Source organism: Paenibacillus sp. FSL P4-0081 (assembly GCF_000758565.1).
Classification (GTDB): Bacteria; Bacillota; Bacilli; order Paenibacillales; family Paenibacillaceae; genus Paenibacillus_AQ; species Paenibacillus_AQ phytohabitans.
This window is the reverse complement of record NZ_CP009280.1, coordinates 5,030,173-5,054,400: the sequence shown is the minus strand read 5'-3', so window position 1 is coordinate 5,054,400 and position 24,228 is coordinate 5,030,173. Positions and strand designations below refer to the sequence as shown.

Below are 24,228 nucleotides of genomic sequence, written 5' to 3'. Positions count from 1 at the left end.
GGGGCTCCCCCGGTGATCAGGTAATCAATTCAAGCACCGGACAGAAGCCGGGATTCGTGGAACATAACATTGCTGTGAATTCTGGCCGTTGCTTCGACAGTACTGCGAAGTAGCTTCTAAGCACATGATTGAGCTCAACCGTCCCGTTCTGGAAGGATAATGAGTACAGCGTCTGCACATGGGTGTAATAATATTTTTTCTCATGCCGGGGCAGCTTGTAGATGGTAGGCGGAACGTAGGTGGCGACATCAAAGAGATTGGCATAACGGAAGCTGCTGCGGACATAGCTGCTGAATGCTTTGGCAAATGCAGGATCACCCGCACGCGGAGATCCGTACGTATACAGGCGGGGAGACCTGTAGGCTGAATTAGCGGCAAGATCTATAGCACATAAGGTTGCTAGTGCCCCGCCGAGGCTGTGGCCTGTAACGTATAGCGTTTTCTCCGGTGACAAGGTGCTGAGTATGGAGAGGATTTCCTCTCTTGCTGACGAATAAATGTCTGTGAAGCCTCTGTGCGTCAGGCAATCTTCCTTGATATATTTGAACTTTTTTTGCGCAGCATTCATGTTGGAGAGCCAATTGGTGGTTGAGCTGCTTCCGCGCCAGGCAATAATGATCTCCTGTGGTGATTCCAGAATGAAACCAAACGGCTCGGAGATACCGCCCATGGATTTCGCCCGGAAATTATGCACGACCGAGAAGTCCGCCGGAACCACGAACGAACCGTCCGCATGTTCAAATTGTACATAGGTCTGCCCGCAGACGGCAGCCAGAAAGATGGCCCAGTCCTGTTCATTCCGCATGTTACCCATCCCGCATCCCGCCCTTCTTTCTATCTGTGTATGATCAGCAGGCAGGATTGGTGCCTATGGAACCTTTATGAATTTGCGATTGCGTCGAAATCCACTTGTGCCAATTGTTTGGATACTTCCCACAGTCTGGCTGCCACAGCGGCATCCAGCCCCTGCGGAGCGATCTTGCCGGGCTTTGGCAAGCCTCTCGTTTCTGAGAGTCTGCCGGGTCCGTAATAAGTTCCGGACTTCGCGTCCGGCGATGTCGCGGCGAACAGAGTCGGAAGCGCGCCTTGCGCGGCCGGCTGGAACAAGATCGGCCCCAGGAACCTGCGTAGAATCCCCGCTGTGCTGTTCGGCCCGGCCCCATTAAGAAGCAGGTCCGTGCGTGAAACGCCCGGATGAACCGGAAGGCTCAATAGGCCCCAGCCCGATGCGTCACTGCGCCGCTGCAGTTCTAGTGCGAACATGATCATGGCAATTTTCGATTGCGCATAAGATTCCATGGCATGATAACGGCGTTCAAATTGCAGGTCGTCAAAATGTATTGAGCCGCTCCGGTGGGCAACACTGCCCAGGCTTACCAAACGCGGTTTATTTCCTTTGCGCAGTAAAGGCATCAGATGCGCAGTCAACGCGAAATGTCCAAGGTAATTCGTACCGAATTGAAGCTCAAAGCCATCTTTCGTGACTTTGCGGGTAGGCGGTGTCATTACCCCTGCATTATTGATCAGCAGATCAAGACTGTGCCGCTCCTTATTCATCCTTGCGCCGAATGCCTGTACCGACTCTAGGCTGGCAAGATCCAGCTCTTCAAAACGGATATTAGCAGAGGTAACACTGCTGCGGATTTTTTTCACCGACTCTGCTCCCTTTGAGGCATTGCGGCCCGCGAGTATGACTTCTGCTCCATGTTTCGCCAGCTCCAGCGCCGTTTCGTAGCCGATGCCTCCTGTACCGGTAACGATGGCTGAGCGGCCCCGCTGTGAAGGAATATTTGAAGCTGTCCATATAGGGAATTTGTCCATCTTTTCTTTCTCTCCTTTGCCCTGTTTGACTGTATCTATGGCCCATACCGAAATACTTAACCTCCGGCGCCTGAATTGTAAGTTGACCAGCCGTTCGATATACTTAATGCTAATACTTAGAGGCTTATCGAAGTCAAGCAGTCTTTAAAATACCATTTCGAGGTGAAAGAGGATGTACAGTATCAATGAAGTAGCTGCGATTTGCGAGGTGACGGCGCATACACTCCGCTTTTACGATAAGGAGGGATTATTGCCCTTTGTGGGACGCAATGGAGCGGGAAACCGCATTTTCTCTGATGGTGATTTATCACTAGTCAAAGTGATTTGCTGCCTGAAAAACACCGGAATGCCGATTAAAGATATCAAAAAATATATCGAATTGATTATGGAAGGTGATTCGACCAAGGAAACACGGCGCAGCATTATGATCGAGCACCGTAAGGAAGTGGTGCGGCAGATGGATGAATTGAAGAAAAATCTGAACATTATTGATTTGAAGGTTGCCTTATACGAAACCAATAATATGGACCTGCTTCGTGAGCTTTAACCGCTTACTAGTTAGAGTCATCTCTAAGTGGTTATAACCAAAAAAATACATAAATAAGATGAACATAAGAAGATTCAGCCGCTAACAGTTCGATCATACATAACATGGAGGTTTGAATTTTGATCGAGGAACGTATTTCATTGGGGCAGTTAGCGATAAACGTGAGGCATTCATTAAACGTCAAGCCTGCTATTCTGTTTCTTCATTTCAGCGGCGGGAACCTCAACATGTGGGAGGGGGTTCTCCCGCAGTTTGCACAGGACTACAGCATCATTGCTCCCGATATCCGGGGACATGGTCAATCGGACAAACCGGAAACCGGCTATCATATCGATGAGATGGCAGAGGATATGTATCGGCTGCTGCAGCATTTGCAGGTAGACAAGTGCCATATCGTCGGCAGCTCGATGGGAGCAGAGGTTGGCCTGAGTCTGGCGGCGGCGCATCCGGAGAAAGTGTTATCCCTGGTCTGCGAAGGCGCACTTAATAATGAATTCGGCAAATACGGAATATTCCAAGGTACAGCAGAAGAAATTGTGCAGAGAAAAGAACAGCTGCGTGCAGAATTGGGTGAACGGGAAGAACGAATCTTTAGCAGTATAGAGGAGTATGTTGCCGAACAACGGGCGGAGCTGACAGCGGAGGGGCTGTGGAATGAATATTTCTCGGCCTTCTATGAGCATAGTCTGCAGCAGCTGCCGGACGGCAAGTACACCTACTGTTATCTGAACCGTGTAAGGACCGAATATATCGTGAAGTTCTGGGATCTGTCATTTGAGCAGTATTATCAGAAAATAGAGTGTCCGGTACTATTCCTCCCCAGCGAAGAAGAGTGGGCTGACGAGTCCATCCGCCGCAGTCTGGAGGCCTTCGCAGGGCTGCTGGACAGCTATGAAATTACGCGGATTCCTGACTCTCTCCATGCTTATGTCTGGATGCAGCTGCCGCTTCCGGCAGGCCAGGCTGTGAAGGACTTCCTGAACAAGCAGCTGTGATCACAGATAAAGAGCCCGGTCCTGGAGGATTCTCCTGGGCCGGGCTCTAATATTCTTGCCTATTCTGGTTCTGACCTATTCTTCCTCAACTACTATCCTGTCCGGCAGCTGTGTAACATAACTGTCCGACATCCGCAGAAGCTCAAGTGCGCGGGTGAACTCATCCTCTGTCGATTGCAGGAGCTCCGCCCCGTCACCGGATAACGTATAATGCTGTCCGTCTTCGAACCCGCTGCCGGATAAGAAGAGCTCTTCGTTATTAACGAAGGAGCCCGTAGGCAGATAATAGCGCTGCGGCAGCAGGTTATAATGGGTCTGATTCAATAAATCCTGTCCAAAATGAATATGATAGTCCAGCGGCACACCGAGCAGATTCGCTACGGTAGGAAGAATGTCAACCTGTCCGCCTAGCTGCTCCTTCACACTTGGAGACGTAATGCCGGTAGCTGATATGATGAGCGGGATATTAATCAGATCGCGTTCATTATATTCATGCCCCAGAATTTCCTCCATTAAGACCTTATCATCATCCTTGAGCGAGAAAATAGGAAGTCCCCGGTGATCGCCATAAAGCACAACCACACTGTTATCCCATACCCCGCTGCTTTTGAGTTCATCCATAAATTGACCCAGTGCGTAATCCGCATAGTTCTCGGCCCGGATATAGTTTCCAACGAGTGTACCTTCATAACGTTCCGGCAAGGTCATCTTGTATTTGCTCTCTGGAATGGTGAACGGGTTATGCGATGACATCGAGATCACATGTGAATAGAAGGGCTGTTCGTTCTGGTCCATCCGGGCCAGCTCTGCCGATGTTTTGTTGTACAGGACCTCATCCGATGAACCATAGAAGACAGTATCCTCTTCACCGAAGTAGGCTTTGTCATAATAACGGTTAAAGCCAAGCGCATCGTACAGCTCGCCGCGGTTCCAGAAATCGACTTCATTCGTATGGAAGGTTGCGGTATCGTAACCTTGGGCCTGCAGCAGCTTCGGCAAGCTGGGCAGATCTTTCGGTGCATACATTTCTGTAGCCGGACCATCCGGCGGAACATAGAAGGAAGTATTTACGATAAACTCGGCATCCGATGTGTTACCTTGACCCACCTGCTGAAAGAACCGGGGGAAGTAATAACTCTCGGCGGCAAGCTTATTCAGGTTAGGTGTAATTTCTGTTCCGTCAACCGACAGATTGATCAGGAAGTTCTGGAAAGACTCCATTTGCAGGATGATCAGATTCTTACCCTTGGCGGCCCCGTACATGACCGGATTGGCTAGGGTCTGAATGCCTTTGGTCTTATCAATGCCTGCCTGTGAGATTTCCGCTTGATTAATCGGCTCTTCCTCCGGCTCACCCAGCAGGGCATAAGCTTCATAATTGAGGATCCCCATTTGTTCGGCTTTGACATTCTCGTTCATACTGGCCTTATTCGGAAAAATATTCATCATACACATGACGAGTGAGACACAGAACAGGGCAGCGACCGCCTTGCGGTTACTGGGGCGGGACATCGAGTGCTTCCAAGCCAGCGCCTTCTTGCGTCTGAGCATAACCAGGCTGATAATAATAATGTCTACGAATATAAGCATATATTGAGGGTGAACGACGGCGAATATACTTTTCTTGACGGCTCCCACCTGCTTGACCTGGCCGAAGACCTGAGAAGTAGCAATAATGCCAAAATGATTATGATAGACAATCAGAGAGAAGAATAAAACGGTAATAAGCAGATTGACGAGCATATAGATGGCAATTTTCCGCTTCGTGGCGAACCATTCGATGAGGCAGAACAGCAGCAGCACAAAAGGAATCTCTTTCAGCCATGTGGTCCAGGTTGGACCGTCCTCGAACAGGTAATACCAGGCGAAATAGCTTTTAACTAGCATAATTAGGGAGAAGAATAGAATCGATCTTTTACTGAGCGAGCGTGATTCCTTAAACGGCATTGCGTATGCGCATCCTTTTCTATTTAATCTTTTCATTTTATTACATGGGAGAGTTCAAAATCAACTAGATTTAAGGCAGCGGGATTTAAAATAAAGATGTAAATCCGCAGCTTTTACGTTATCCTCATATAAGCGATCCGAAAAAACACTAAAGAACTTAATTAGCGCAGGAGGAACATAGATGTCAAAAGAATTCTCACGGCAATATACCGAAAGTGTGAAGCTGGAATTATTGAACAGACTCGGACTGAAGCAGGTGTACTTCAAAGGGCAGCAAGGCGACGATCTGCTGTATGAAGCAACGGGCTTTGACCGCGGGACGGCGCATAAATTCTGTGTCCGGACGAAGAAGGGAACCATCGACGAGTGGGTCGGCGGTAAATGGATGAAGGTCCGCAGCTTCACGATTGCCACAGGGCGGGAGGGATCAGAATGAGCGGGAATGCCCATTTACAGGTACAGCGGCTGGCAGAGATCGAGCATTTGAAGATTCATGGCAGAACGACCGGCGGCTTGGACCCGGTTACGTTATTCTGGACGGGCAGTGCCATCGAGCTGAATGTCCAGGCTTCCGGGCTATGGATTGAGGTGGAATCCGGTTATGACCAATACGAATCCTGGATCAGTATCTTGATTAACTCCGTTCCGGTCAGCAGACAGATGCTGAATGCCGGAAGGTACTGGATCTGTGTATTCCGCGGAATGAACCCTGACACCGTGAAGAATATCCGGATTGTAAAAGAGGTCCAGGCCATGAGCGGCGACCCGGGCTGCTATCTGCAGTTCCATGCGGTCCGGACAGACGGAGCGTTCCTGCCGGTTGAAGCGAAGCCCTACCGGCTTGAGTTCATCGGCGACAGCATCACTTCAGGTGAAGGCGTTATCGGAGCCCGGGAGGAGCTGGACTGGATACCGGCCTGGTTCAGCGGTGTACATAATTACACGGCCCTGACCGCAGAAGCCGTAAATGCAGACTACCGGGTGATTTCGCAGAGCGGCTGGGGCGTGCTCACCAGCTGGGATAACAATCCAAATGGTAATATTCCAGATATCTACGAACAGGTCTGCGGCCTGCTCACCGGAGAGCGTAATGAAGCGCTCGGAGCGCATAAGGTGAATGATTTCGAATCCTGGCAGCCGGATGTCGTGGTCGTTAATCTTGGCACCAATGATAACGGTGCATTTCATTCCCCGGAATGGGTGGATGAAGGTACCGGGCAGAGATATAAGCAGCGGCTGAAGGAAGACGGCAGTTATCATGAAGACGATCTGTCAGCGTTTGAGACGGCAGTGGTGAAATTCCTGGGCAAGCTGAGACGGTATAACAACACTGCCCATATTCTCTGGGCGTATGGCATGCTGGGCATTCCGCTGATGCCGGCGATTTATCGTGCTGTGGATGCTTATATCCAGTCCACTGGCGATAAGAAAGTGTCAGTGTTTCAATTGCCGGATATGACGGACGAAACGGCGGGAGCAAGAACCCATCCGGGGTTACTGGCCCATCAGCAGACTGCGAAGGAGTTAAGCGGCTATATTAAGGGAGTGTTATCAGGATTATAGGAACGTCGATAGACTAATTCCATGTTCAAAAGGGTTGCGTGACGCTCATCAGCGGATGGGCGTTTTTTGCTGTGTAGGGCGTACCTGTAATTATTATATTCGTCTGTTGGGGATAAGTTTCAGTGGAATTTGGAGCAGAGCCTTCTCCGTCTGAAGGATGAATTTGATTTTGTGTTAGGTCAAATGATCCCATGTTTAGAAGCGAAAGTCAGGTTGTTATTCGGCGACTGGTATACCCAAAAACTGAATTTGGGCACGCTAGTTTTTAGAAGCGTATCTGAGCCGCCGGCCCTGGATGCAATCTGTTGATTCGTATGTCTTGATTATGGACTTTAGAGAACGAGAGAGACTGATCGAATGTATGCGAAAAACCGAATACAATGTGCCAATGATAAGGTAAATGAGCCGAATGTATGCGTAAAACCGAATACAATGTGCCCATGATAGGGTAGATGAGGCGAATGTATGCGAAAAACCGAGTACAATGTGCCAACGATAAGGTAAATGAGCCGATTGTATGCGAAAAACCGAATACAATATGCCAGCGATGGGGAAATGAGCTGAATGCGAATGAGGGGAAAAAGTGCCCCTGAATGCGCTGAAAGTGGGCGGGAGGCATAGATTAGGATCAGTATTGCGCTTGATTTCCCCGGGAAACTGTACAGAGGGAGCTGCCCCAGAAGAAGTCTGAAGGGAGCAATGTGGTGGCCTACAATCTCCAAAGTTGCTAAAGGCCGGATAAGCCGCATAATGCATAAACTCCTGTTGGATTTTTCTGCAGGGCGACTTTGTTCCTGTTCTTCATTTGACATACGAACCGTCCAGACGGTATAGTAAATACAGAGGTGATTCACATGAACAGCAATTCCAAACGCAATTTGATTCTGGCAGCCGCTTCAAACGTCGTGAAGCATCAAGGAATTGAGAAGCTTACGCTTGAAGCGGTGGCCGCCGAAGCAGGGGTGAGCAAAGGCGGTCTGCTGCATCATTTTCCGAATAAGGACGCCTTAATTCAAAGCATGGTGTCAGGAATAACCAATGAATTCATAACAGATGTTCAGAATAGGGCGGCCCGGGATACACGGGATCAAGGGAAATGGAGCCGGGCCTATTTGCAGTCCACCGTCGAAGCAGATAAGGAAGCGCAGGGCATGAACGTAGCGCTTAACGCAGCGCTTTTTAGCAACGGGGATCTGCTGGAGGACCTTCGGAAACAGTACTCCGTCTGGCAGGAGAACATTGAGAACGATGGACTTGATCCGGTGATCTCCTCAATTGTCCGGCTGGCTGTAGACGGCCTGTGGTTATCGGAGGTATTTGGAATCGGTGAAATCAGCGGTGAAATGCGGGACAAGGTCGTCAGCAAATTGCTGGAGATGATTAATTAGGAGGCAACCCAAGTGAATTCTTATGTATTATTGTCGTTAGCTATTGTGAGTGAGGTCTTCGGCAGCTCCATGCTTAAGGCGTCGAACGGGTTCAAAAGACTGCTTCCATCCATTGCGGTGGTCGCCGGCATGGGACTGGCATTCTTTAATCTGTCACTCGCGCTGAAAGAGATCCCCCTCGGGACGGCTTATGCCATCTGGTCAGGTGTGGGAACGGCGTTAACCGCATTGGTTGGCGTACTGGTCTATAAAGAAAGTCTGAATGTCAAAAAAGTAGCAGGACTGCTCCTCATCATTGGCGGTGTGGTGCTCCTGAAGCTTTCAACGGAGGGTTGAACTGTGAAAAGTTATCTTGCACTAAGTATTGCCATCATCTCGGAAATTTTTGGCACGACGATGCTCAAGCTCTCCGACGGATTCAGCAGTGTGCTGCCGTCTATCGGGGTAGTGATTGGAATGGGTGTGGCTTTTTACAGCTTGTCCATTAGTCTCAGAACCATACCGTTAAGCCTGGCTTATGCCATCTGGTCCGGGGCAGGGACGGCGCTGACTGCACTCATCGGCATCCTGATCTGGAATGATCCCTTCAACCTGCTTACCGGTATCAGTCTGCTTATCATTATCGGGGGGCTTGTCTTGCTGAATTCCTCTAGTCATGCCGGGCAGGCAGCAGAGCATACACCCGCCAAATAGCATGGAAATAATAAAAGACTGATTGGAGCCATGACAAAGGCCTCCATCAGTTTTTTTGCAAGGATAAGAATCTATAGGTGTCCGTGTATCGTTACAGAATTAGGTCTTGCCTATCCAGCCTCCAGTATGCTGAAATGTAAGGGGATACGAAATGAAGTAGCGATAAGGAGAGACCGGAATGAGGAAGATGTACATTATAGCTGCCGCATGGCTCAGTCTGCTACTGCTTGCGGCATGCAGTGATGGCGTCAGTAACGGTTCAGGCGGGAACAGCGCAGATTCAAGTCTGGCTGCGGCTCCGGCGGCGGGTAATCGGGCAATTCATGAACCAGATCGTACAAGCGGGCCTGGAAGCAGTGATCCGGTGTATTCCGGACCTGTATACAAGGTCGTAATCGATCCGGGGCATGGCGGTGAAGACCCGGGCGCGACTTCTGTGAGCGGACGGTTTGAGAAGGAGTTCAACCTCAGCGTGTCACAGGCGGTAGCTGCGGAGCTGGCGGATGATCCGCAGCTTCAGATTGAGCTTACCCGGACCGGGGATGCTTTCATTTCCACGCATGAGCTGTACCGGCCGGAGTTCGCGAATAACCTCCCGGCAGATTTATTTATCTCCATCCATGGTAATACCTATGAGGATTCGTCTGCATCGGGCACGGAGTCCTTTTATTATCATGACGAATCACTGGCTTTTGCCGAGACTATACATAAGCATGTCATTCAAGCTACCGGGCTTAAAGACCGCGGAGTTAAGGTTGCGAACTTCTTTGTGCTGCGGGAGACGGAGATGCCGTCCGTGCTGCTGGAACTGGGGTATTTGACCAACCCGGGCGATGAGGCGAAGATGTGGACCAATGAGTTTCAGGAAGCAGTTGCCTCATCCATAGCGGATGGAATCAAGGAATACTTGCAGCTGGATTGAAGGGAAAGTAGTTACGTCATATTGGACAGGGAGAACTTATGAACCGGATTCTAATTCTCGGATCGGGAGGCTCAGGCAAATCCACCTTGGCACGGCAGCTCGGCGGTCTGCTCCATCTTCCGGTTGTGCATCTGGATTCCCATTTCTGGAGCCCGGGCTGGATTCCCAAGCCGGATGAGGAATGGGACGGGCTGGTCCGGCAATATACGGATCAAGAGCAGTGGATTATGGATGGCAACTACTCAAGGACGATGGATATCAGGATCAAGCGGGCGGATGTCATCATTTTTCTGGATCTGCCGAGGCTCTTATGTATGTACCGGATTGTGAAGCGGCGTCTAATGTACCATAACCAAACCAGACCCGATATGAACGAAGGCTGTCCGGAGAAGCTCGACTGGGCGTTCGTGAATTGGGTCTGGAGCTACAAGACACGGAGCCGCGACAACACCATTGCAAGACTCCGGCAGGCCGGCGCTCATCAGCAAGTCATCACCGTTACCTCCAGACGACAGGTCAAGGCGTTAATCAGGAGCTTTGCGGATGCCGGACCTGTTGGCTAAGTATTCGTGGTGTGCGGGACTATAGAAGAATAGGAGGTTACCGGAGAACCCGTTGTGTGTTATGGGTTCTTTGGGGTATGTGAACAGAAGATTAGCGCCGCCGATGCAGCCCCTTCCGGTCCAGCTGCAGCTGGCTTGAGCTCAGAAGGATGATGAATTCCTCCACAGCGGATATAGTAGCTACGGTGCATACAACAGCAGTCCAGACACCTTGATGAATATAAGGAAGGAGCAGAGGTGTGATAAATAACAGGAGTCCGGCGAGCTTGTTGCCATAGGTATGAATGCTGCCGTAGGTCCGGAATCTGCGCAGTGCGGTCAGCATGGAGGCACCCCGGATTAAGGCGATCAGCATGATCCAGAGGAGAACCCCGGGTGTAAGTCCAAGGAACGGATACAATGTATATAATGCGGCGCCTACCAGCGTCATGTCGGCCAGGGAGTCAAGCTTGGCGCCGAGACTGCTGATTGTTCCGGTTTTTCTGGCAATCGGCCCGTCCAGCATATCTGTGATTCCGCAGAGGATATAGACAGCGGTGAAGCCCGCGCCCAGCGGCTCAAGCCCTAACAGCAGGAGTGCCAGCAAGGTCCGGCTGAGCGTTATGCAGTTGGGTATAAGCTTCATTTCAAGCCTCCGTCTTCCCGCCGGGGGAAATTGCTTTTTATATAGTATCTATGCTTCATTATCATTAAAATAGAGCCGATTGTCTTCATATATATCAACTATATTATGGCAGAATTATTGCTGCGCCAGGGGCAGTACCCGTCAATCTGGTGCAGGAACTGTCGGACCCGGTCTTGGGATAGCTGTTAATCTGATGGTGAGGAAAGGGTGATAAACGATGAACCTGCTCGAAAATATGAACGCGGCACTCTCCTATATTGAAGAGCAGCTGGAGGGTGAGGTGGATGTCAGGGAGGCAGCGAGGCGGGCGTTATGCTCGGAGTATCATTTCACGCGGATGTTCTCCTTTCTGGCAGGTATTCCGCTGTCGGAATATATCCGCCGCAGACGTCTCACATTGGCCGCATTCAAGCTGCAGGGCAGCCAGCAGCGGATTATTGATCTGGCCCTGGAATTTGGTTATAGTTCACCGGATGCCTTCACCAAGGCCTTCCAGCTGGTTCACGGCGTGACGCCGTCGGAAGCAAGAAGTGCAGGGACACCGCTGAAGGCCTTTCCCCGGATGACTTTTCAATTAACGATCAGAGGAGGCAGTGAAATGAATTACCGTATGGAAGAGAAAGCGGCTTTTAGCATCGTCGGACTGAAGAAAAGGGTGCCTATCCAGTTCAACGGAGTGAATCCGGAAATCGCAGCGATGTGGCAGAGTCTCAATATGGAGATCATTACTGAACTGAAGCAGCTGTCCAACATCGTTCCTGCAGGGATGATCAGCGCATCGGTGAATTTCTCCGAAGGGCGGATGGAGGAACGGGGGGAGCTCGATCATTATATTGGTGTAGCTACCACACTGGACTGTCCTCCCTCCTATGCCAAGCTTGAAGTCCCTGCGTCTACATGGGCTGTATTTGAAGCGGTGGGGCCGTTTCCGGATACGCTCCAGAATATCTGGGGCCGGATTTATTCCGAATGGTTCCCCTCCTCCAATTACGAGCAGGTCGAAGGGCCGGAGATCCTCTGGAATGAGAGCAAGGATACAACTTCGCCAGCGTACAGAAGTGAAATATGGATACCTGTACAGGAATCGAAACTCCTTTAATTGTCCCTGTGCCTGAGCTTAAGATGGGTGGATTTTCCCATCCAAATGAATCGTGTCTCCCGCAATGGGGTAATGGTAGTCTAGCACTACAGACTAGGAGGCACACGTTATGGAATGGACTTTGGAAGATGTGGAAGAAGTGAGCCGGCAGCATCCTAATTCTTTCTTTATTCCCTCCCGGCAAGAACGGATGACCCAGAACCCAGGAAGAATGGTTAGGCTGCATTTCATCCTGACGAACCCGAAAGAAGGAGAACCCCGCGCTGAACGGATGTGGGTGGAGATTACCAGGCAAGATCCGGTTACCGGACGTTATACGGGGCTGCTGACCAATGTGCCCGGAGTGATACAGACACTGCAACCTGGAGATACCGTGGAATTCGAGCCCAGACATATTGCCCGGACAATTCTGCGAGAAGGAGACCCGGCGTGGGTCGAGGCAGGCGAGAAGGCGGCGCTGGTAACCATGAAATGCATGCTGCCCGGCAGCGGGGTTCGCTGGATGTACCGTGAAGCAGCCACACGGGAGCAGGACAGCGGATGGAGGCTATTCACCGGGGATGAGGATGGAGCATACCTGAGTGATCCCAAGAATACCGCGATCATGAATGTGTACGATCTGATTGACCGCGACCCGGGCTTACTGGAGCCTTTTAGAGGAGCTGTAGGTACGGCATTTGAACGGAGCGGCCCGGATGCAGCATGGGTAGAAGTGAAGAATTGGCGATAAGCAAAATATGCGGGGCTGGCGGTTCACAGAAATCTGTAACCGGCAGATGCTGGAATCAGGTATAGGCTGTGCATAAGCATGGGCAAAGGTGCGGAGGGGACAACAGTTCTCTACCGCGCCTTTGTTGCTGTTTAGTTAAATAATGTAAAATGAGGGAGTGCAATATTTTGTTGAGATTCCAAACCATGATAGTATCCTTTCTCCGCACCAGACACGGCTGGTTAAAAGCCGGGATCGCAGCAGCAGTGCTGGTGATCCTTATTGGCGGTGCACTCTTTCTGCGCCCTGTTAAAGATCAGGAACCCGTAGCCCCAAAGGGAGGAATAATATCGCCAGTCTTTAACTTGCCGTCACATACGGAGGGGATTCTCAATGCAACGATGTTAGGAATGATATATTATAACGGCAAAGTGTACACTCAAACGTATACGGAAATCCCGCCCGAACAAGCAATAAATTTGAGAGGGAAGAAGCTCGGAACGGCTAAAGGCAATCTTAACGGTTGGAAGCAGCAGGGGAAGAAGGACACTAATCTAGCTTCAACAGTTGACAAGGCAGATGTCTATGCTGTGAAAGGCTATAATAAGAATTTCCGAATAATGACATATTCTGAAGAGCATTCGTATGTTCAAACTGCATTTTATGAGTGTACGGGCGGGTTGCCGTTAAGTGAGGGCAGAGATTTTTTCAAACCCTTTAAAATGGCCGGAAATGTGGTTAGTGCCCAATATCAAAGCTACTCAGAGTGGAGAACAGGTATAGATCAGTTACACCCGGTTCCTGATTTGGAACTGATCAATACCCTGGTTGATCAGCTGTATGATGCCAGATTATCTGTACATGAGGGCATGGATGGACAATTGGGCGACTATGACAATGATGAACGGTACAGACGAATTACAATTCATTTAAAAGATGGCACTGAGGTTACTTTGATAATAATCAAAGGCGGCTACATTGATTACGGATTTGCCAGAATGTATTTCCAAATCGATAACGAATTCGCTACGCAGCTCTGGGATGCTTTGAGTCCGATATAATTCTGTACCGGAAGTTTAGGGAAGCGGAAAGGGAACATACATATGGGCAACCGGATATCTATGCCAGAGCACTTTGGCGAAAGCATTGAGTCGTTAAAAATGTCGAATAGTCTGACCTCCTTTTTTATTGAGGTGCTGGCGCTCAGCGGGTCTATGTTTGCAGAAAACAACCGCGAGAAAGAAATGGTGATCTGGTTAGCTCAGCAGGACCAGTCAGTGGTAGGCATAGGAACTGTCGGTTTTGATATCGATGATATGCCGTGGACTATAGAATCGTTTGAACGGGAAAGGAATTTTATCTTACGCACGATTTCAGGAGCAATGGAACGTCATGGTTGGGAGCGGCTGAATTATAAACCCCGGGAAGATTGGATCATAGAATGCTTATTAAAGTTTCAGCGGATGATTTTTGCTTTTGATAAAGACAGCATTAAGATGGAAAGTTATTTAGAATGGTCAAAAATTGAAGAAGATGATAATAATCCTACGATCCCTATCGGGTACCCGAAATGCGGTATTCATGATATTTACTTGTCTTGCCACGGCTGTATATTGTGTAATAATACCTAAGAACATGCTGGAGGCGGATACAGTGAATAAATTATGCTTATTGCTGCTCGCAGTACTGCTCCTAAATGGCTGTAGTACGGATAAGGAGGCAGACCGCGCTGCTGGGCAGAACGTTATGCCGCAAGAAATGCCCGGAGATTTCGACTTTCTGGTCCGGTACGGCTATGGAGAAGCTACCAAGAATGAGATCAATACGTATCAGGATATAGTGGTAAAGGATCTGATCATGAATGGGACAGCGACGGCAAATGTTACTCTGACCGGGGATGAGATGCGCAGCATCTATGACCAGATGAAGGAAATCAACATTATGGGGACGATGGAGCTTGAACCCGCCAGGCAGAGTTGTGCCGTCACCCCCTATCAGGAAGACAGCTGGCAGATTACTGTAGACGGAGTTACCCGTGATTTGAGCTGGTCCGGTGAGAATTGTGAGCTTACAGAAGATGCCGGGCGGCTGCTGGAGCTGCGGACCTTCATCGCGGACATCGTAGCCGGTAAGGATGCGTACCAGGCATTGCCGGAAGCCGAGGGCGGTTATGATTAAGAATATTGTATTTAAGGTGTACGTCTGCAAGCGTACTTCTTCAGTCCGATCCCAAGGGATCGGATTTTTGTTTTAATAAGACGTGGGAAAAGCAACCTGGCGGATGAGAGGCAAGTTTATATTCAGTTTAAAAAAGTCGGGTACCATCCTAATACATTCAGTCGTCTAGGAGGAATAAGGGATGAAACAAGTACAACAATCAGGAAGAGCGCAGGAGACTGGCAGCTATGCCATCGAAGCGCAGGGGCTTGTCAAAACGTACGGCAGCAACCGCGCGGTCGATGGTGTGGACCTCAAAGTGGGCACGGGCATGATCTACGGTGTGCTGGGTCCGAACGGGGCCGGCAAGACAACCGTAATCCGCATGCTGGCCACATTACTGCGGCCTGACGCAGGTTCGGCGCGTATCTTCGGACATGATGTGGTTAAAGAACCGCAGACCGTGCGTCAGTTAATCGGAGTAACGGGTCAATATGCATCAGTGGATGAGTCACTCAGTGCAACAGAGAATCTGATTATCTTCTCCAGACTGCTCGGACTGGGACGCGCCGAATCGAGAAATAAGGCTGAAGAGCTGCTGGAAGAGTTCGGCCTGACGGAAGCGGCCAAGCGTCCGCTGAAGAATTTCTCCGGCGGGATGCGCCGGCGGCTGGATCTGGCTGCCAGTCTGATTGCGCAGCCGCCGCTCATTTTCCTGGATGAACCAACGACCGGACTTGATCCGCGGACGCGCAATCAAATGTGGGACACCATCCGGCGGCTTGTATCGACCGGGTCAACCGTATTGTTAACCACGCAGTATCTGGAAGAAGCGGATCAGCTGGCTGACCGGATTGCCGTGATCGACACCGGAAAGGTGGTTGCAGAGGGCACCGTAGATGAATTGAAGGCTTCCGTCGGCAACTCCTCGCTGCATCTGAAGGTCTTGAACCCGCAGGATATGGGGAATGCCCGTCTAATCGTCGAGCGGGTGCTTCAGGTGCGGTCCAATGTATCGTCAGAATCCGCAAAAATCATGGCGCCGATGGGCGATGTTGACCGGGTAACCGACCTGCTGATCGCGCTTCGCGGGGCGGGAATTCCGCTGCTGGAGATGAGTGTGCAGAAGCCGACACTGGATGAAGTGTTCCTGACCTTAACCGGTGATGGCGTGAAGGAAGAGGCCGGATATGCATCCGGATCAGCCAAGAATAAAGAGGGGGTATTGGCATGAGTACTGTAATCAAGCCGGGTACAGAACGCCGTCTGAAGAATCATACCAGCTTCGGCCAGGCGGTGCGCAATTCATTAACGATGGCCTATAGAGGGCTGCTCAAGATCCGGCGGACACCGGAGCAATTGTTTGACGTCACGTTCCAGCCGATCATTTTCACGCTGATGTTCACCTATATCTTTGGAGGGGCAATTGCCGGTGATGTAGCAAGCTATTTGCCGGTGATTATCCCCGGTATCTTAGTGCAGACCGTAATTACGACGTCTGTCGTCACGGGAGTCCAACTGCGGGAGGATATGGAGAAGGGCGTGTTTGACCGCTTCAAGTCCCTGCCGATTGCGCGGATTGCCCCTCTGGCGGGCGCGCTGCTCGCAGATACTATCCGTTATACCATTGCTACTGTGCTCACCTTTGTTATGGGTTACATCATGGGCTTGCGTCCAGAAGGCGGCATCGGAAATGTTGCGCTTGCAGCTGTACTTGTAATCGGATGCTCATGGGCGATCAGCTGGATCTTCGCCTTCTTCGGGGTTATCGCCCGGACGGCTTCCAGTGTACAGGGGATTTCCATGATCGTGCTGTTCCCGCTAACCTTCCTCTCGAATGCGTTCGTGCCGGTTGATACAATGCCGAAATGGCTGCAGTGGTTTGTAAATATCAATCCGATCTCACATCTGGTCACCGCCGTCCGCAATCTGGTCAACAACGGAACGGTAGGCAGCGATCTGGTCTACTCCCTCGTCGGAGCGGCAGTCATTGTCGCCATCTTCGCTCCGATCACGGTGCGTGCGTATATGCGCCGTACGTAATCCGCTTTACTGAAAGACGTTAACGGATGTAGTAATACATCCGTTAACGTCTTTTGTGTTTTTGGCAGGAAATCCTAGATCAAATGTTGAAGTTTATTCTATATTTAACTATTTAACTATTTAGCTTGAACTGGAGAACTTTCTGATTCGCAGCACGTCTTGCCCGAATTGCAAGTTACGGGTGGTCTGCTATGAGACTACCGCTCATGTTATAACTGTAATTTGTACAACTATAATGCTACATTTCAGCGCAGGAACAGTTTTAATTGCACTTTGTACACTTATAAATGGCTTCTTTGCTGTAAAAGAACACTTTCCTTATTTTTAATTGTATAGAATACAGTTATCCCTAGACCTCCGGTTTTTTGCCGCCTTTTAATTGTACGAAATACAATTATTATCCGCTACTCGCTCCACGCTGCTCCTAAAGATTAATGCTGCGCAAGCGTCTTATCTGCTGCAGGCCACGTACATTTTTAGTTCAATCTATATAAGGAGAAGGAGTTCTAATGATATATTTGCTTAATGATAACGGAAGGGAAATATGGTATTTCGAAGTAGATGAGGACGGCTGGGCGTTCAGACAGATTTTGTTGGAGGAAGGTAAAGAGAGTAAGATATCTAATCAAAAGAAATATGATTTTTTCTTATCTGAGACAGAATTACCCTTAGATGACGGGACATTATTAAGAATTACTCAAGTAGAATTTGAAGAAGTATGGAGCAGGATAAATAGAGATCAAACGGAGCGTTGGGTTGAATTGAAAAGCAAACTTCCATTGGGGTCCAAAATTACTGGCCCTATAGAGGTCCTCTATCCTCAAGGAGTAATTGTCAGTATTGCTGTATATGATGCTTTGGCTATAGCTGATTATGAAGAATGTGCTGCAAACTATAAGAACCGTAACATACATAAAGGTCTAAATGTAACAGCTAATATTATAGGGTATGATGAAGTGAATTATTGGATTGTTTTAGGAAATCCGAGAGTTCTATTGGTGAAATGAAAATTACGTACTTAAGAAAGGACGTAATCATGAAAAAGTATGAAGGCATCGGAAGCAGCACAATCAAATACGCAATCCTGAATTTCATTCTATTCATTACTAATCTGCTCTTATATGCTTCAGGTCCGGATGGCGGCGGAACCGGGGACCGGGAAGAAGGGTTATATTTCTATCGGCTGTACTTGGTCTGTCTTGTTGTAGTGTTCGTTGTATATGGTATATGGTCGGTCACTTCGGGAAGACACAAGAAGAGCATCAGAGGCTTGACTGCTATCCCTGTGTTGTTGTCTTCGGTTTGTATCAGTGGTCTCTTGATATATACAATCAGCAAGAACAAGAGCCTGTATGACGATATCTGGTTAAATTACTCAGGTTCGGAAGTCTTGGCGCTTAACGCAGACTTTTTAATCTATCTGGTATACTTCTTCCTGTTTTTCGCCATTTGCATTAGTGTGCTGGGAATTATTTCGAGAAATAAATGGGCTATACTTGGACTGCTGCTTAATCTGTCCGTGTTAGTACTGCATTTCCTTGTATTCAAGGAATGGGTTAGCTGGCTCTATTAGTGTGAGCATAAGAGGTAGACAGCAACAATCATTAACGTCCCTCCCATCGCAATGTTAAAAGCCTTAATCCCTTTCCTTCTTTGCGTGAGGAATTGCAGTTTCGAGCCTAACAGAGCCCAGGCAGCCAATGAAAGATAGCAAATAAGAAAATAAATACACACAAAGCTAAGCAGCAAATTAGGAGAATTATTCAGACTAAAGGCGGAAACACCGGAGAGACAGGCAATCCAAGCTTTCGGATTAAGCCATTGCATTAGAAACCCGTGACGATAACGCGGCAGCTGCTCCTCCTTGAAGGTGATCTCCGGGCGTGAGACAATAATTTTGTAACCGATATAACACATATATCCTGTCCCTGCATACCTGAGTATGTCGTAAAATAGCGGCATCTGCGCTACGAGATTGGATAGCCCTAGTCCAACGGCAATCAGTAGAATCGTAAACCCGGCCGTTGCACCGGATACCAAAGAAAATGAGCGTTTAAAACCATAGTTGACTCCAGCAGAGAGAATCGTCAGGTTCACGGGTCCGGGTGAAATCGACATAGATAACGAAAAGAAGAACATGGCAATAAAAATAGACATAAATACAACACTCCCTATAGCTTCGTTCTGCCGTTATCATAATTTATGGAACATTAACCGGTCCAATTTGAAGTTCTGATCGGCTCCATCTGAAAAACGGATGATTACTCTGGAGACAAATCAGGAGACATATTAAGGAGGGGAGAAACATTGGAACTGTATCAATTGACCACCTTTGTCCAAATTGCCCGGACAGGCAATTTAACGGAGGCGGCAGGGCTGCTTAACACGAGTCAACCATCAGCAAGCGCTCATCTCAAAGCCCTGGAGACAGAGGTCGGATTTCTTCTCTTCCACCGGACATCCAGAGGAATGACCCTTACGGACAAAGGAGTGGAGCTGCTTGTGGAAGCACAGAAAATACTCGCCTCCGCAGCAGATTTTCATAATAAAGTGCTTGAACTGCAGGCAAATCCTACGGAGAATATCCGCATCGGATTGAACACTGACGGACAGCTTCTTCGTATAGAGCAATTGATCCAGGGGATTTCGGAGGGCTTGCCGCAGATAGAACTGCATTTTATCGACATAAGAAGTGAGGATTTCATCCAGGAACTGAACAGCTCAAAGATACATGCGGGGTTCTACTACGGGGAAGTTCCGCATCAGTCCGTGCACTCCATCAGACTCGATTCCGTCAGAATGGTTGTGGTCTATCCCGGCAGCTGGGCTGTGCCTGAGAACGGACTTACACTGGAGTATTTTGCCGCGAAGCCATGGATCTGGACTACACAAGGCTGTCCTTTCTATAAACAATCCATAGATTACTTCCTGAAGAAGGGTATCGTCCCGCAGACCATCATATATGCCGATGACGAATCTCTAATCGGGAATCTGGTTCAAGGCGAAGCCGGATGTTCATTACTGGCAGAACCCATTGCCAGGCGGTTTGCAGAAGCGGGCAGGCTACAGATTTGGGATGAGATTGAGCTTCAGATTGATTTGCATTTTGGAGTTCCCGAAGTGAAGAAGAGCAGTCGCGCTCTCGTTGAGATCGGGTCAATTGTGGAGAAAATATGGAAGGCGGAGGCTTAAAGTTTAACTTGGGATGTGAATGGCAAGACGTACAGTTTGTATATAATGAAACTCTCCATTAATCTGGAAATCATTGCATGCTAAGATGAAGTTGCGATTATCTTACCCAGGATAGATGTGGAGGTTAACGGAATGTTTCTGCAAAAAGAGAACCTGGTTATCCGGGATGCGGCTGCGGCCGATGCCCAGCTGCTATGCAGCTGGTGGAACGATGGGGCAATTATGGCACATGCCGGCTTTCCTGAAGGCGTAGGCACTACTGAACAAGAGGTACGAAACATGCTGCAGGCCACGGCAACCCCTGAGCGGAAAGGGCGTTTGATTCTGGAGATCGATGCTATTCCTGCAGGGGAAATGAGTTACAGTGCAGTTGCAGATGCTGTAGCAGAGATTGGTATCAAAATCTGTGACTTCAACCAGCAGAATAGAGGGACAGGCACGCAATTTTTGGTGATGCTGATTAATTATTTATTTGAGGAGCTGGGATATCACAAGATCATACTCGATACTAATCTTAAGAATACCCGGGCACAGCATGTCTATGAGAAACTCGGCTTCCGGAAAATTGCGGTGCGTAAGGATGCTTGGACAGATCCGCTAGGAGAATGGCAAACTTTCATCGATTATGAGCTAATAGAAGCGGAATGGAGAGAATGAACAGGTTGAAGGTTGAAGGTTGAAGGTTCACTATAACGTGTGATTACAGCCGTGACCTAGATTTTAATGCTGACTTCTCCGCTTGAAAGATACTCCTCGTCACCATTCTCATATCTGACCTTCAGACGGCAGTCGTTATCAATGTCAATGGCTGTCGCCCCGCGTTGTTTGTTATCCTTCATCACCGTTACAGGCTTACCAAGGGAAAGGATTCGTTGTCTATATTCGGAGAGAAACGGTCTGTCCGTTAAATGCGCATAGTATTCCATGAAATGATTCAGCACTTCTGCCGCGAGCCGGCAGCGGAGATCATCATAATGATTGCTTTCGGAAAATACAGACGTTGCAATCCCGCCAAGCCCGTCAGGAAAGCCGGCCGCCGGTAGGGTTACATTGATGCCAATGCCGAGAACGGCATAATCCAGCAAGCCATTCTCCAATGATAAGGAAGCTTCGGTGAGAATTCCGCACACCTTTTTGCCGTCCATGAATACGTCATTGACCCACTTAATCTGCGTGTCTTTACCGGATACGCTCTCGATGGCCAGGGCAACGGCGGCTGCAGCGGAGGTCGTCAGAAGAATGGATTCTGCCGCAGATAGCTTGGGGCGCAGCAGGATGCTCATGTAGATGCCTGTTCCCCGCGGGGAAAAGAAGGGCCGGCCATTTCTTCCGCGGCCGGCAGTCTGCTCTTCCGAGAGGATCACTTTCCCTTCAGCCTCTCCATTTGCGGCCAGGATTTTTACTGCTTCGTTCGTTGAAGGTATAGTCTTGTAAACCTCAAGGCGCAGCTTTTGACCCTGGAGATTCAGGTGTTTCGAAATGGCACCGGCAGATAAAATATCCGTTAGTGGGGATAAGGAATACCCTTTATTGGTTACAGCCTGTATGGAGTAACCGTCTGTCTGCAGCGACTTGATGGCTTTCCAGACTGCGCTGCGTGTTACGGATAACTGCCCTGCGATCTCCTCGCCGGATATATACCTGCCTTTGTTGCTGCCCAGCAAGGTTAGAATTTGTTCTTTAACTGTCATGGAAATAACCCTCCAGAAATATTACGTTCAGATCAATCCTATTCGATTATATTAACATGCTTAGATAACAATAGGAAAACGAAGGTGTTATTTTCGATCTATTGTGAACTCTAAAAATTAAATTGGTTTACAATAGAGAAGGTCTCCATTATAATTCAGCGTACTGGCTGTATTCTTTAACCAGAGCACAACCTTTATTTTATCCAATGGAGGTCAATATCTTGAAGACAAAAGAACTTGTATATGCCGCATTATTCGCTGCACTCATCGCGGTGCTCGGCATGATTCCGCCCTTGCCCCTTGGCTTCATTCCTGTTCCGGTCACTGCCCAGACGCTTGGGGTCATGCTGGCCGGATGTTTTCTGGGCAGGCGGATGGGTACCCTCAGCCTGGTTGTTTTTATCATTCTCATAGCCCTCGGATTGCCGGTACTGACCGGCGGGCGCGGCGGACTGGCGTTGCTCGTTGGACCGTCTGCCGGATACATATTCAGCTGGCTGGTCGCGGCAGGCTTCATTGGCTGGTGTTCCGAGAAAATCTGGCGCAGGGTCCGCATCTGGAAACTGATAGCCGTCAACCTGATCTTTGGCGTATTGCTGGTGAATCTGATTGGCGCACCTGTCATGGCCTTAATTACAGATACGCCGGTCTGGACCGGACTGATTGGGGCTTTGGCCTTTCTTCCCGGAGACATGATCAAAGCGGTTATTGCGGCTGTCATAACGATGCAGCTGAAAGAAATCAGCCCCATTGAAGATCAAGCGGGGGTGTGAGCATACCCATGAACCTTGTACAGCGCATTTTAGAACGTGGCCAGGCTGCCCCTTCCCGCATTGCGATCTCAGACGGCCGGGAAGAACGCTCCTACGCCCAGCTGATGAGGCTGGTACAACAGGTTGCAAACGGTTTGCGGCATGGCGGACACATAAAGCGGAATATTGCTGTTGTATCCGGTAACCGTATGGAGTTCGCCGAGTTTGTTCTCGGCGCCATCTATGCGGGATGCGTCCCCGTGCTGCTGGACCCCAAATGGCATCCGGAGGAGATGGATAAGGTTATCCGGCAGTGTGAGCCCGGACTGATAGTTGGTGAAGCGCGTTTTGCGGCTGATTTCACAGAACGTTATAAAGAAATTCCGCAGCTATACTTTGGCGGGGAGCAGAGCACCGGCAGCTATAGCTCCTGGCTGTCTGCCTTCGGGCCTGATGCTGTTGCAGAGGAGAACCCCGGGCTGCTGTTCATCGGGTATACATCAGGCACAACCGGTCTCCCCAAAGGGTACATGCGGACTCACGGGTCCTGGTTAACAAGCTTTGAGGCGACGGAGAAAGCATTCAGGCTGAATAGTATGAAGCACGTACTTGCACCCGGGCCGTTCGTGCATTCCCTGTCGCTGTTTGCCATGATGCAAGCCCTGTATAGTCTGGCGACTTTTCATCTGCTGCCCGCATTCGATGCTGTGAGCGTATTGAATCTCTGCTCCCATGAACCTGATATGGTCCTGTTCGTTGTGCCTGCGATGATTGACGCATTGGTCCGGCAGGCCGCTGCAACTACGGCCCCGGTATCGATACAGGCCATAATCAGCTCTGGGGGCAAGTGGCCAGTGACGTTGAAACAAAGATGTCGTGAGCTGTTCAAGGAGACGAAGCTCTATGAGTATTACGGCTCCTCGGAGGCCAGTTACATCAGCTATCTTGAAATAACCGGCGAGGAGGAGGCAGATTCCTTAGGTAAACCGTTCGACGGCGTGCAGATTTCCATCCGCGATGCACAATTTCGTGAGCTGCCTCCGGGTGCGGTTGGTGAGCTGTATATCCGGAGTGAAATGATGTTCACCGGGTATCACCTGCTGCCGGAAGAGACGGCAGGCGTGTTTCGCGGGGGCTGGCTGCGCACGGGGGACTACGTGCTCCTGGATCATGAAGGGGATCTGCACCTGGCCGGCCGTGCCGGCAGCATGATCAAGAGCGGGGGGCTCAAGGTGTTTCCCGAAGAAGTGGAGACTGTGCTGCGACGTATTCCGGCGGTCCGCGAGGTTATGGTATTCGGCAAGCCGGATGAGCGGTGGGGAGAGCAGGTAACGGCATTGATTGAGTGGAACGGAGAACAGCAGCTCAGTCTGGAGCAGATCAGGGATTGTTGCCATCCATATCTTGCAGGCCATAAGTTGCCCAGGCAGCTCGTTACTGTGGAACAGTTCATCTATACCAGCAGCGGAAAAATCGCACGCCAGCGGATGATGGACAATGTGAGAGAAGGGTTGAGATGAG

At 49.5% G+C, this 24,228-nt stretch carries 28 protein-coding genes; 22 read left to right on the top strand and 6 right to left on the bottom strand.

Annotated elements, in window-relative coordinates; all coding sequences use genetic code 11:
- Window positions 1-16: 16 nt before the first annotated feature.
- The gene (locus P40081_RS21670; RefSeq protein ID WP_042138359.1) at window positions 17-814 is read right to left on the bottom strand and encodes a lipase family protein; all 798 of its coding nucleotides are present in this window, start codon (window positions 812-814) and stop codon (window positions 17-19) included.
- Window positions 815-879: 65 nt separating this feature from the next.
- Complete coding sequence (locus tag P40081_RS21665) at window positions 880-1,821, bottom strand: SDR family oxidoreductase (protein ID WP_042138357.1); 942 nt, start codon at window positions 1,819-1,821, stop codon at window positions 880-882.
- Between the two features lie 172 nt (window positions 1,822-1,993).
- Between P40081_RS21665 and P40081_RS21660 the strand changes: the two genes are divergently transcribed.
- A complete protein-coding gene (locus tag P40081_RS21660) occupies window positions 1,994-2,368 on the top strand; it encodes a MerR family transcriptional regulator (protein ID WP_042138356.1) in 375 nt (124 codons plus the stop codon).
- A 119-nt stretch (window positions 2,369-2,487) separates the two neighbouring features.
- Window positions 2,488-3,363: an alpha/beta fold hydrolase gene (locus P40081_RS36535; RefSeq protein WP_052421929.1), complete on the top strand. Its 876-nt coding sequence runs from the start codon at window positions 2,488-2,490 to the stop codon at window positions 3,361-3,363.
- 75 nt (window positions 3,364-3,438) lie between these two features.
- Here the strand turns inward: P40081_RS36535 and P40081_RS21650 are convergent, their stop codons facing one another.
- Window positions 3,439-5,310 carry an LTA synthase family protein gene (locus P40081_RS21650; protein ID WP_042138355.1) on the bottom strand — a complete coding sequence of 624 codons (1,872 nt, stop codon included), beginning with the start codon at window positions 5,308-5,310 and terminating at the stop codon, window positions 3,439-3,441.
- A gap of 181 nt (window positions 5,311-5,491) precedes the next feature.
- Here P40081_RS21650 and P40081_RS21645 point away from each other — a divergent pair, with 181 nt between their 5' ends.
- From P40081_RS21645 to P40081_RS21615, 7 genes are all read left to right on the top strand, one after another.
- On the top strand, window positions 5,492-5,746 hold the full coding sequence (locus P40081_RS21645) for a hypothetical protein (protein ID WP_039293813.1): 255 nt from the start codon (window positions 5,492-5,494) through the stop codon (window positions 5,744-5,746).
- Window positions 5,743-6,873 (top strand): SGNH/GDSL hydrolase family protein, encoded by a 1,131-nt coding sequence (locus tag P40081_RS21640; RefSeq protein WP_042138352.1) that lies wholly within the window; start codon window positions 5,743-5,745, stop codon window positions 6,871-6,873. Before P40081_RS21645 ends, P40081_RS21640 begins: the two co-directional genes overlap by 4 nt.
- 854 nt (window positions 6,874-7,727) lie before the next feature.
- Window positions 7,728-8,261, top strand: a complete 534-nt coding sequence (locus P40081_RS21635) for a TetR/AcrR family transcriptional regulator (RefSeq protein WP_042138350.1) — start codon at window positions 7,728-7,730, stop codon at window positions 8,259-8,261.
- 12 nt (window positions 8,262-8,273) lie between these two features.
- Window positions 8,274-8,597 (top strand): DMT family transporter, encoded by a 324-nt coding sequence (locus P40081_RS21630; protein WP_042138348.1) that lies wholly within the window; start codon window positions 8,274-8,276, stop codon window positions 8,595-8,597.
- 3 nt (window positions 8,598-8,600) lie between these two features.
- Complete coding sequence (locus P40081_RS21625; protein ID WP_042138345.1) at window positions 8,601-8,954, top strand: DMT family transporter; 354 nt, start codon at window positions 8,601-8,603, stop codon at window positions 8,952-8,954.
- A 178-nt stretch (window positions 8,955-9,132) separates the two neighbouring features.
- On the top strand, window positions 9,133-9,876 hold the full coding sequence (locus P40081_RS21620; protein ID WP_042138343.1) for an N-acetylmuramoyl-L-alanine amidase family protein: 744 nt from the start codon (window positions 9,133-9,135) through the stop codon (window positions 9,874-9,876).
- Window positions 9,877-9,914: 38 nt separating this feature from the next.
- Complete coding sequence (locus P40081_RS21615; protein ID WP_042138342.1) at window positions 9,915-10,439, top strand: DNA topology modulation protein; 525 nt, start codon at window positions 9,915-9,917, stop codon at window positions 10,437-10,439.
- A gap of 91 nt (window positions 10,440-10,530) precedes the next feature.
- Here the strand turns inward: P40081_RS21615 and P40081_RS21610 are convergent, their stop codons facing one another.
- Entirely contained in the window at window positions 10,531-11,064 is a 534-nt protein-coding gene (locus tag P40081_RS21610; protein WP_042138340.1) for a CDP-alcohol phosphatidyltransferase family protein, read from the bottom strand.
- Between the two features lie 217 nt (window positions 11,065-11,281).
- Between P40081_RS21610 and P40081_RS21605 the strand changes: the two genes are divergently transcribed.
- From P40081_RS21605 to P40081_RS21565, 9 genes are all read left to right on the top strand, one after another.
- A complete protein-coding gene (locus tag P40081_RS21605; protein ID WP_042138339.1) occupies window positions 11,282-12,163 on the top strand; it encodes an AraC family transcriptional regulator in 882 nt (293 codons plus the stop codon).
- A 109-nt stretch (window positions 12,164-12,272) separates the two neighbouring features.
- Complete coding sequence (locus P40081_RS21600; protein WP_052421928.1) at window positions 12,273-12,893, top strand: immunity protein Imm33 domain-containing protein; 621 nt, start codon at window positions 12,273-12,275, stop codon at window positions 12,891-12,893.
- A gap of 167 nt (window positions 12,894-13,060) precedes the next feature.
- Window positions 13,061-13,933, top strand: a complete 873-nt coding sequence (locus P40081_RS21595) for a hypothetical protein (RefSeq protein WP_042138337.1) — start codon at window positions 13,061-13,063, stop codon at window positions 13,931-13,933.
- A 42-nt stretch (window positions 13,934-13,975) separates the two neighbouring features.
- The gene (locus P40081_RS21590; protein ID WP_042138335.1) at window positions 13,976-14,503 is read left to right on the top strand and encodes a hypothetical protein; all 528 of its coding nucleotides are present in this window, start codon (window positions 13,976-13,978) and stop codon (window positions 14,501-14,503) included.
- 22 nt (window positions 14,504-14,525) lie between these two features.
- Entirely contained in the window at window positions 14,526-15,050 is a 525-nt protein-coding gene (locus P40081_RS21585; RefSeq protein ID WP_231575164.1) for a hypothetical protein, read from the top strand.
- Window positions 15,051-15,231: 181 nt separating this feature from the next.
- Window positions 15,232-16,263 carry a daunorubicin resistance protein DrrA family ABC transporter ATP-binding protein gene (locus P40081_RS21580; protein WP_042138331.1) on the top strand — a complete coding sequence of 344 codons (1,032 nt, stop codon included), beginning with the start codon at window positions 15,232-15,234 and terminating at the stop codon, window positions 16,261-16,263.
- Window positions 16,260-17,072 carry an ABC transporter permease gene (locus P40081_RS21575; RefSeq protein ID WP_042138329.1) on the top strand — a complete coding sequence of 271 codons (813 nt, stop codon included), beginning with the start codon at window positions 16,260-16,262 and terminating at the stop codon, window positions 17,070-17,072. The genes P40081_RS21580 and P40081_RS21575 overlap by 4 nt, the downstream gene beginning before the upstream one ends.
- A 509-nt stretch (window positions 17,073-17,581) precedes the next feature.
- Complete coding sequence (locus tag P40081_RS21570) at window positions 17,582-18,079, top strand: hypothetical protein (RefSeq protein WP_042138327.1); 498 nt, start codon at window positions 17,582-17,584, stop codon at window positions 18,077-18,079.
- Window positions 18,080-18,108: 29 nt separating this feature from the next.
- The gene (locus P40081_RS21565) at window positions 18,109-18,645 is read left to right on the top strand and encodes a hypothetical protein (RefSeq protein WP_156118662.1); all 537 of its coding nucleotides are present in this window, start codon (window positions 18,109-18,111) and stop codon (window positions 18,643-18,645) included.
- Here P40081_RS21565 and P40081_RS21560 read toward each other — a convergent pair.
- Window positions 18,642-19,229 carry a LysE family translocator gene (locus P40081_RS21560; RefSeq protein WP_042138323.1) on the bottom strand — a complete coding sequence of 196 codons (588 nt, stop codon included), beginning with the start codon at window positions 19,227-19,229 and terminating at the stop codon, window positions 18,642-18,644. The two genes, P40081_RS21565 and P40081_RS21560, sit on opposite strands and share 4 nt — an antisense overlap.
- Before the next feature lie 150 nt (window positions 19,230-19,379).
- On the opposite strand from P40081_RS21560, the gene P40081_RS21555 reads away from it, so the two are divergent.
- Together P40081_RS21555 and P40081_RS21550 are read left to right on the top strand one after the other, a co-directional pair.
- Window positions 19,380-20,264: a LysR family transcriptional regulator gene (locus tag P40081_RS21555; RefSeq protein WP_042138322.1), complete on the top strand. Its 885-nt coding sequence runs from the start codon at window positions 19,380-19,382 to the stop codon at window positions 20,262-20,264.
- Between the two features lie 132 nt (window positions 20,265-20,396).
- Window positions 20,397-20,921 (top strand): GNAT family N-acetyltransferase, encoded by a 525-nt coding sequence (locus tag P40081_RS21550; RefSeq protein ID WP_042138320.1) that lies wholly within the window; start codon window positions 20,397-20,399, stop codon window positions 20,919-20,921.
- Between the two features lie 56 nt (window positions 20,922-20,977).
- Here the strand turns inward: P40081_RS21550 and P40081_RS21545 are convergent, their stop codons facing one another.
- The gene (locus P40081_RS21545; RefSeq protein ID WP_042138319.1) at window positions 20,978-21,955 is read right to left on the bottom strand and encodes a biotin--[acetyl-CoA-carboxylase] ligase; all 978 of its coding nucleotides are present in this window, start codon (window positions 21,953-21,955) and stop codon (window positions 20,978-20,980) included.
- A gap of 221 nt (window positions 21,956-22,176) precedes the next feature.
- Here P40081_RS21545 and P40081_RS21540 point away from each other — a divergent pair, with 221 nt between their 5' ends.
- Together P40081_RS21540 and P40081_RS21535 are read left to right on the top strand one after the other, a co-directional pair.
- Window positions 22,177-22,728, top strand: a complete 552-nt coding sequence (locus P40081_RS21540; protein WP_042138316.1) for a biotin transporter BioY — start codon at window positions 22,177-22,179, stop codon at window positions 22,726-22,728.
- A gap of 8 nt (window positions 22,729-22,736) precedes the next feature.
- On the top strand, window positions 22,737-24,227 hold the full coding sequence (locus tag P40081_RS21535) for a class I adenylate-forming enzyme family protein (protein ID WP_042138314.1): 1,491 nt from the start codon (window positions 22,737-22,739) through the stop codon (window positions 24,225-24,227).
- The last annotated feature ends 1 nt before the right edge of the window (window position 24,228 follow it).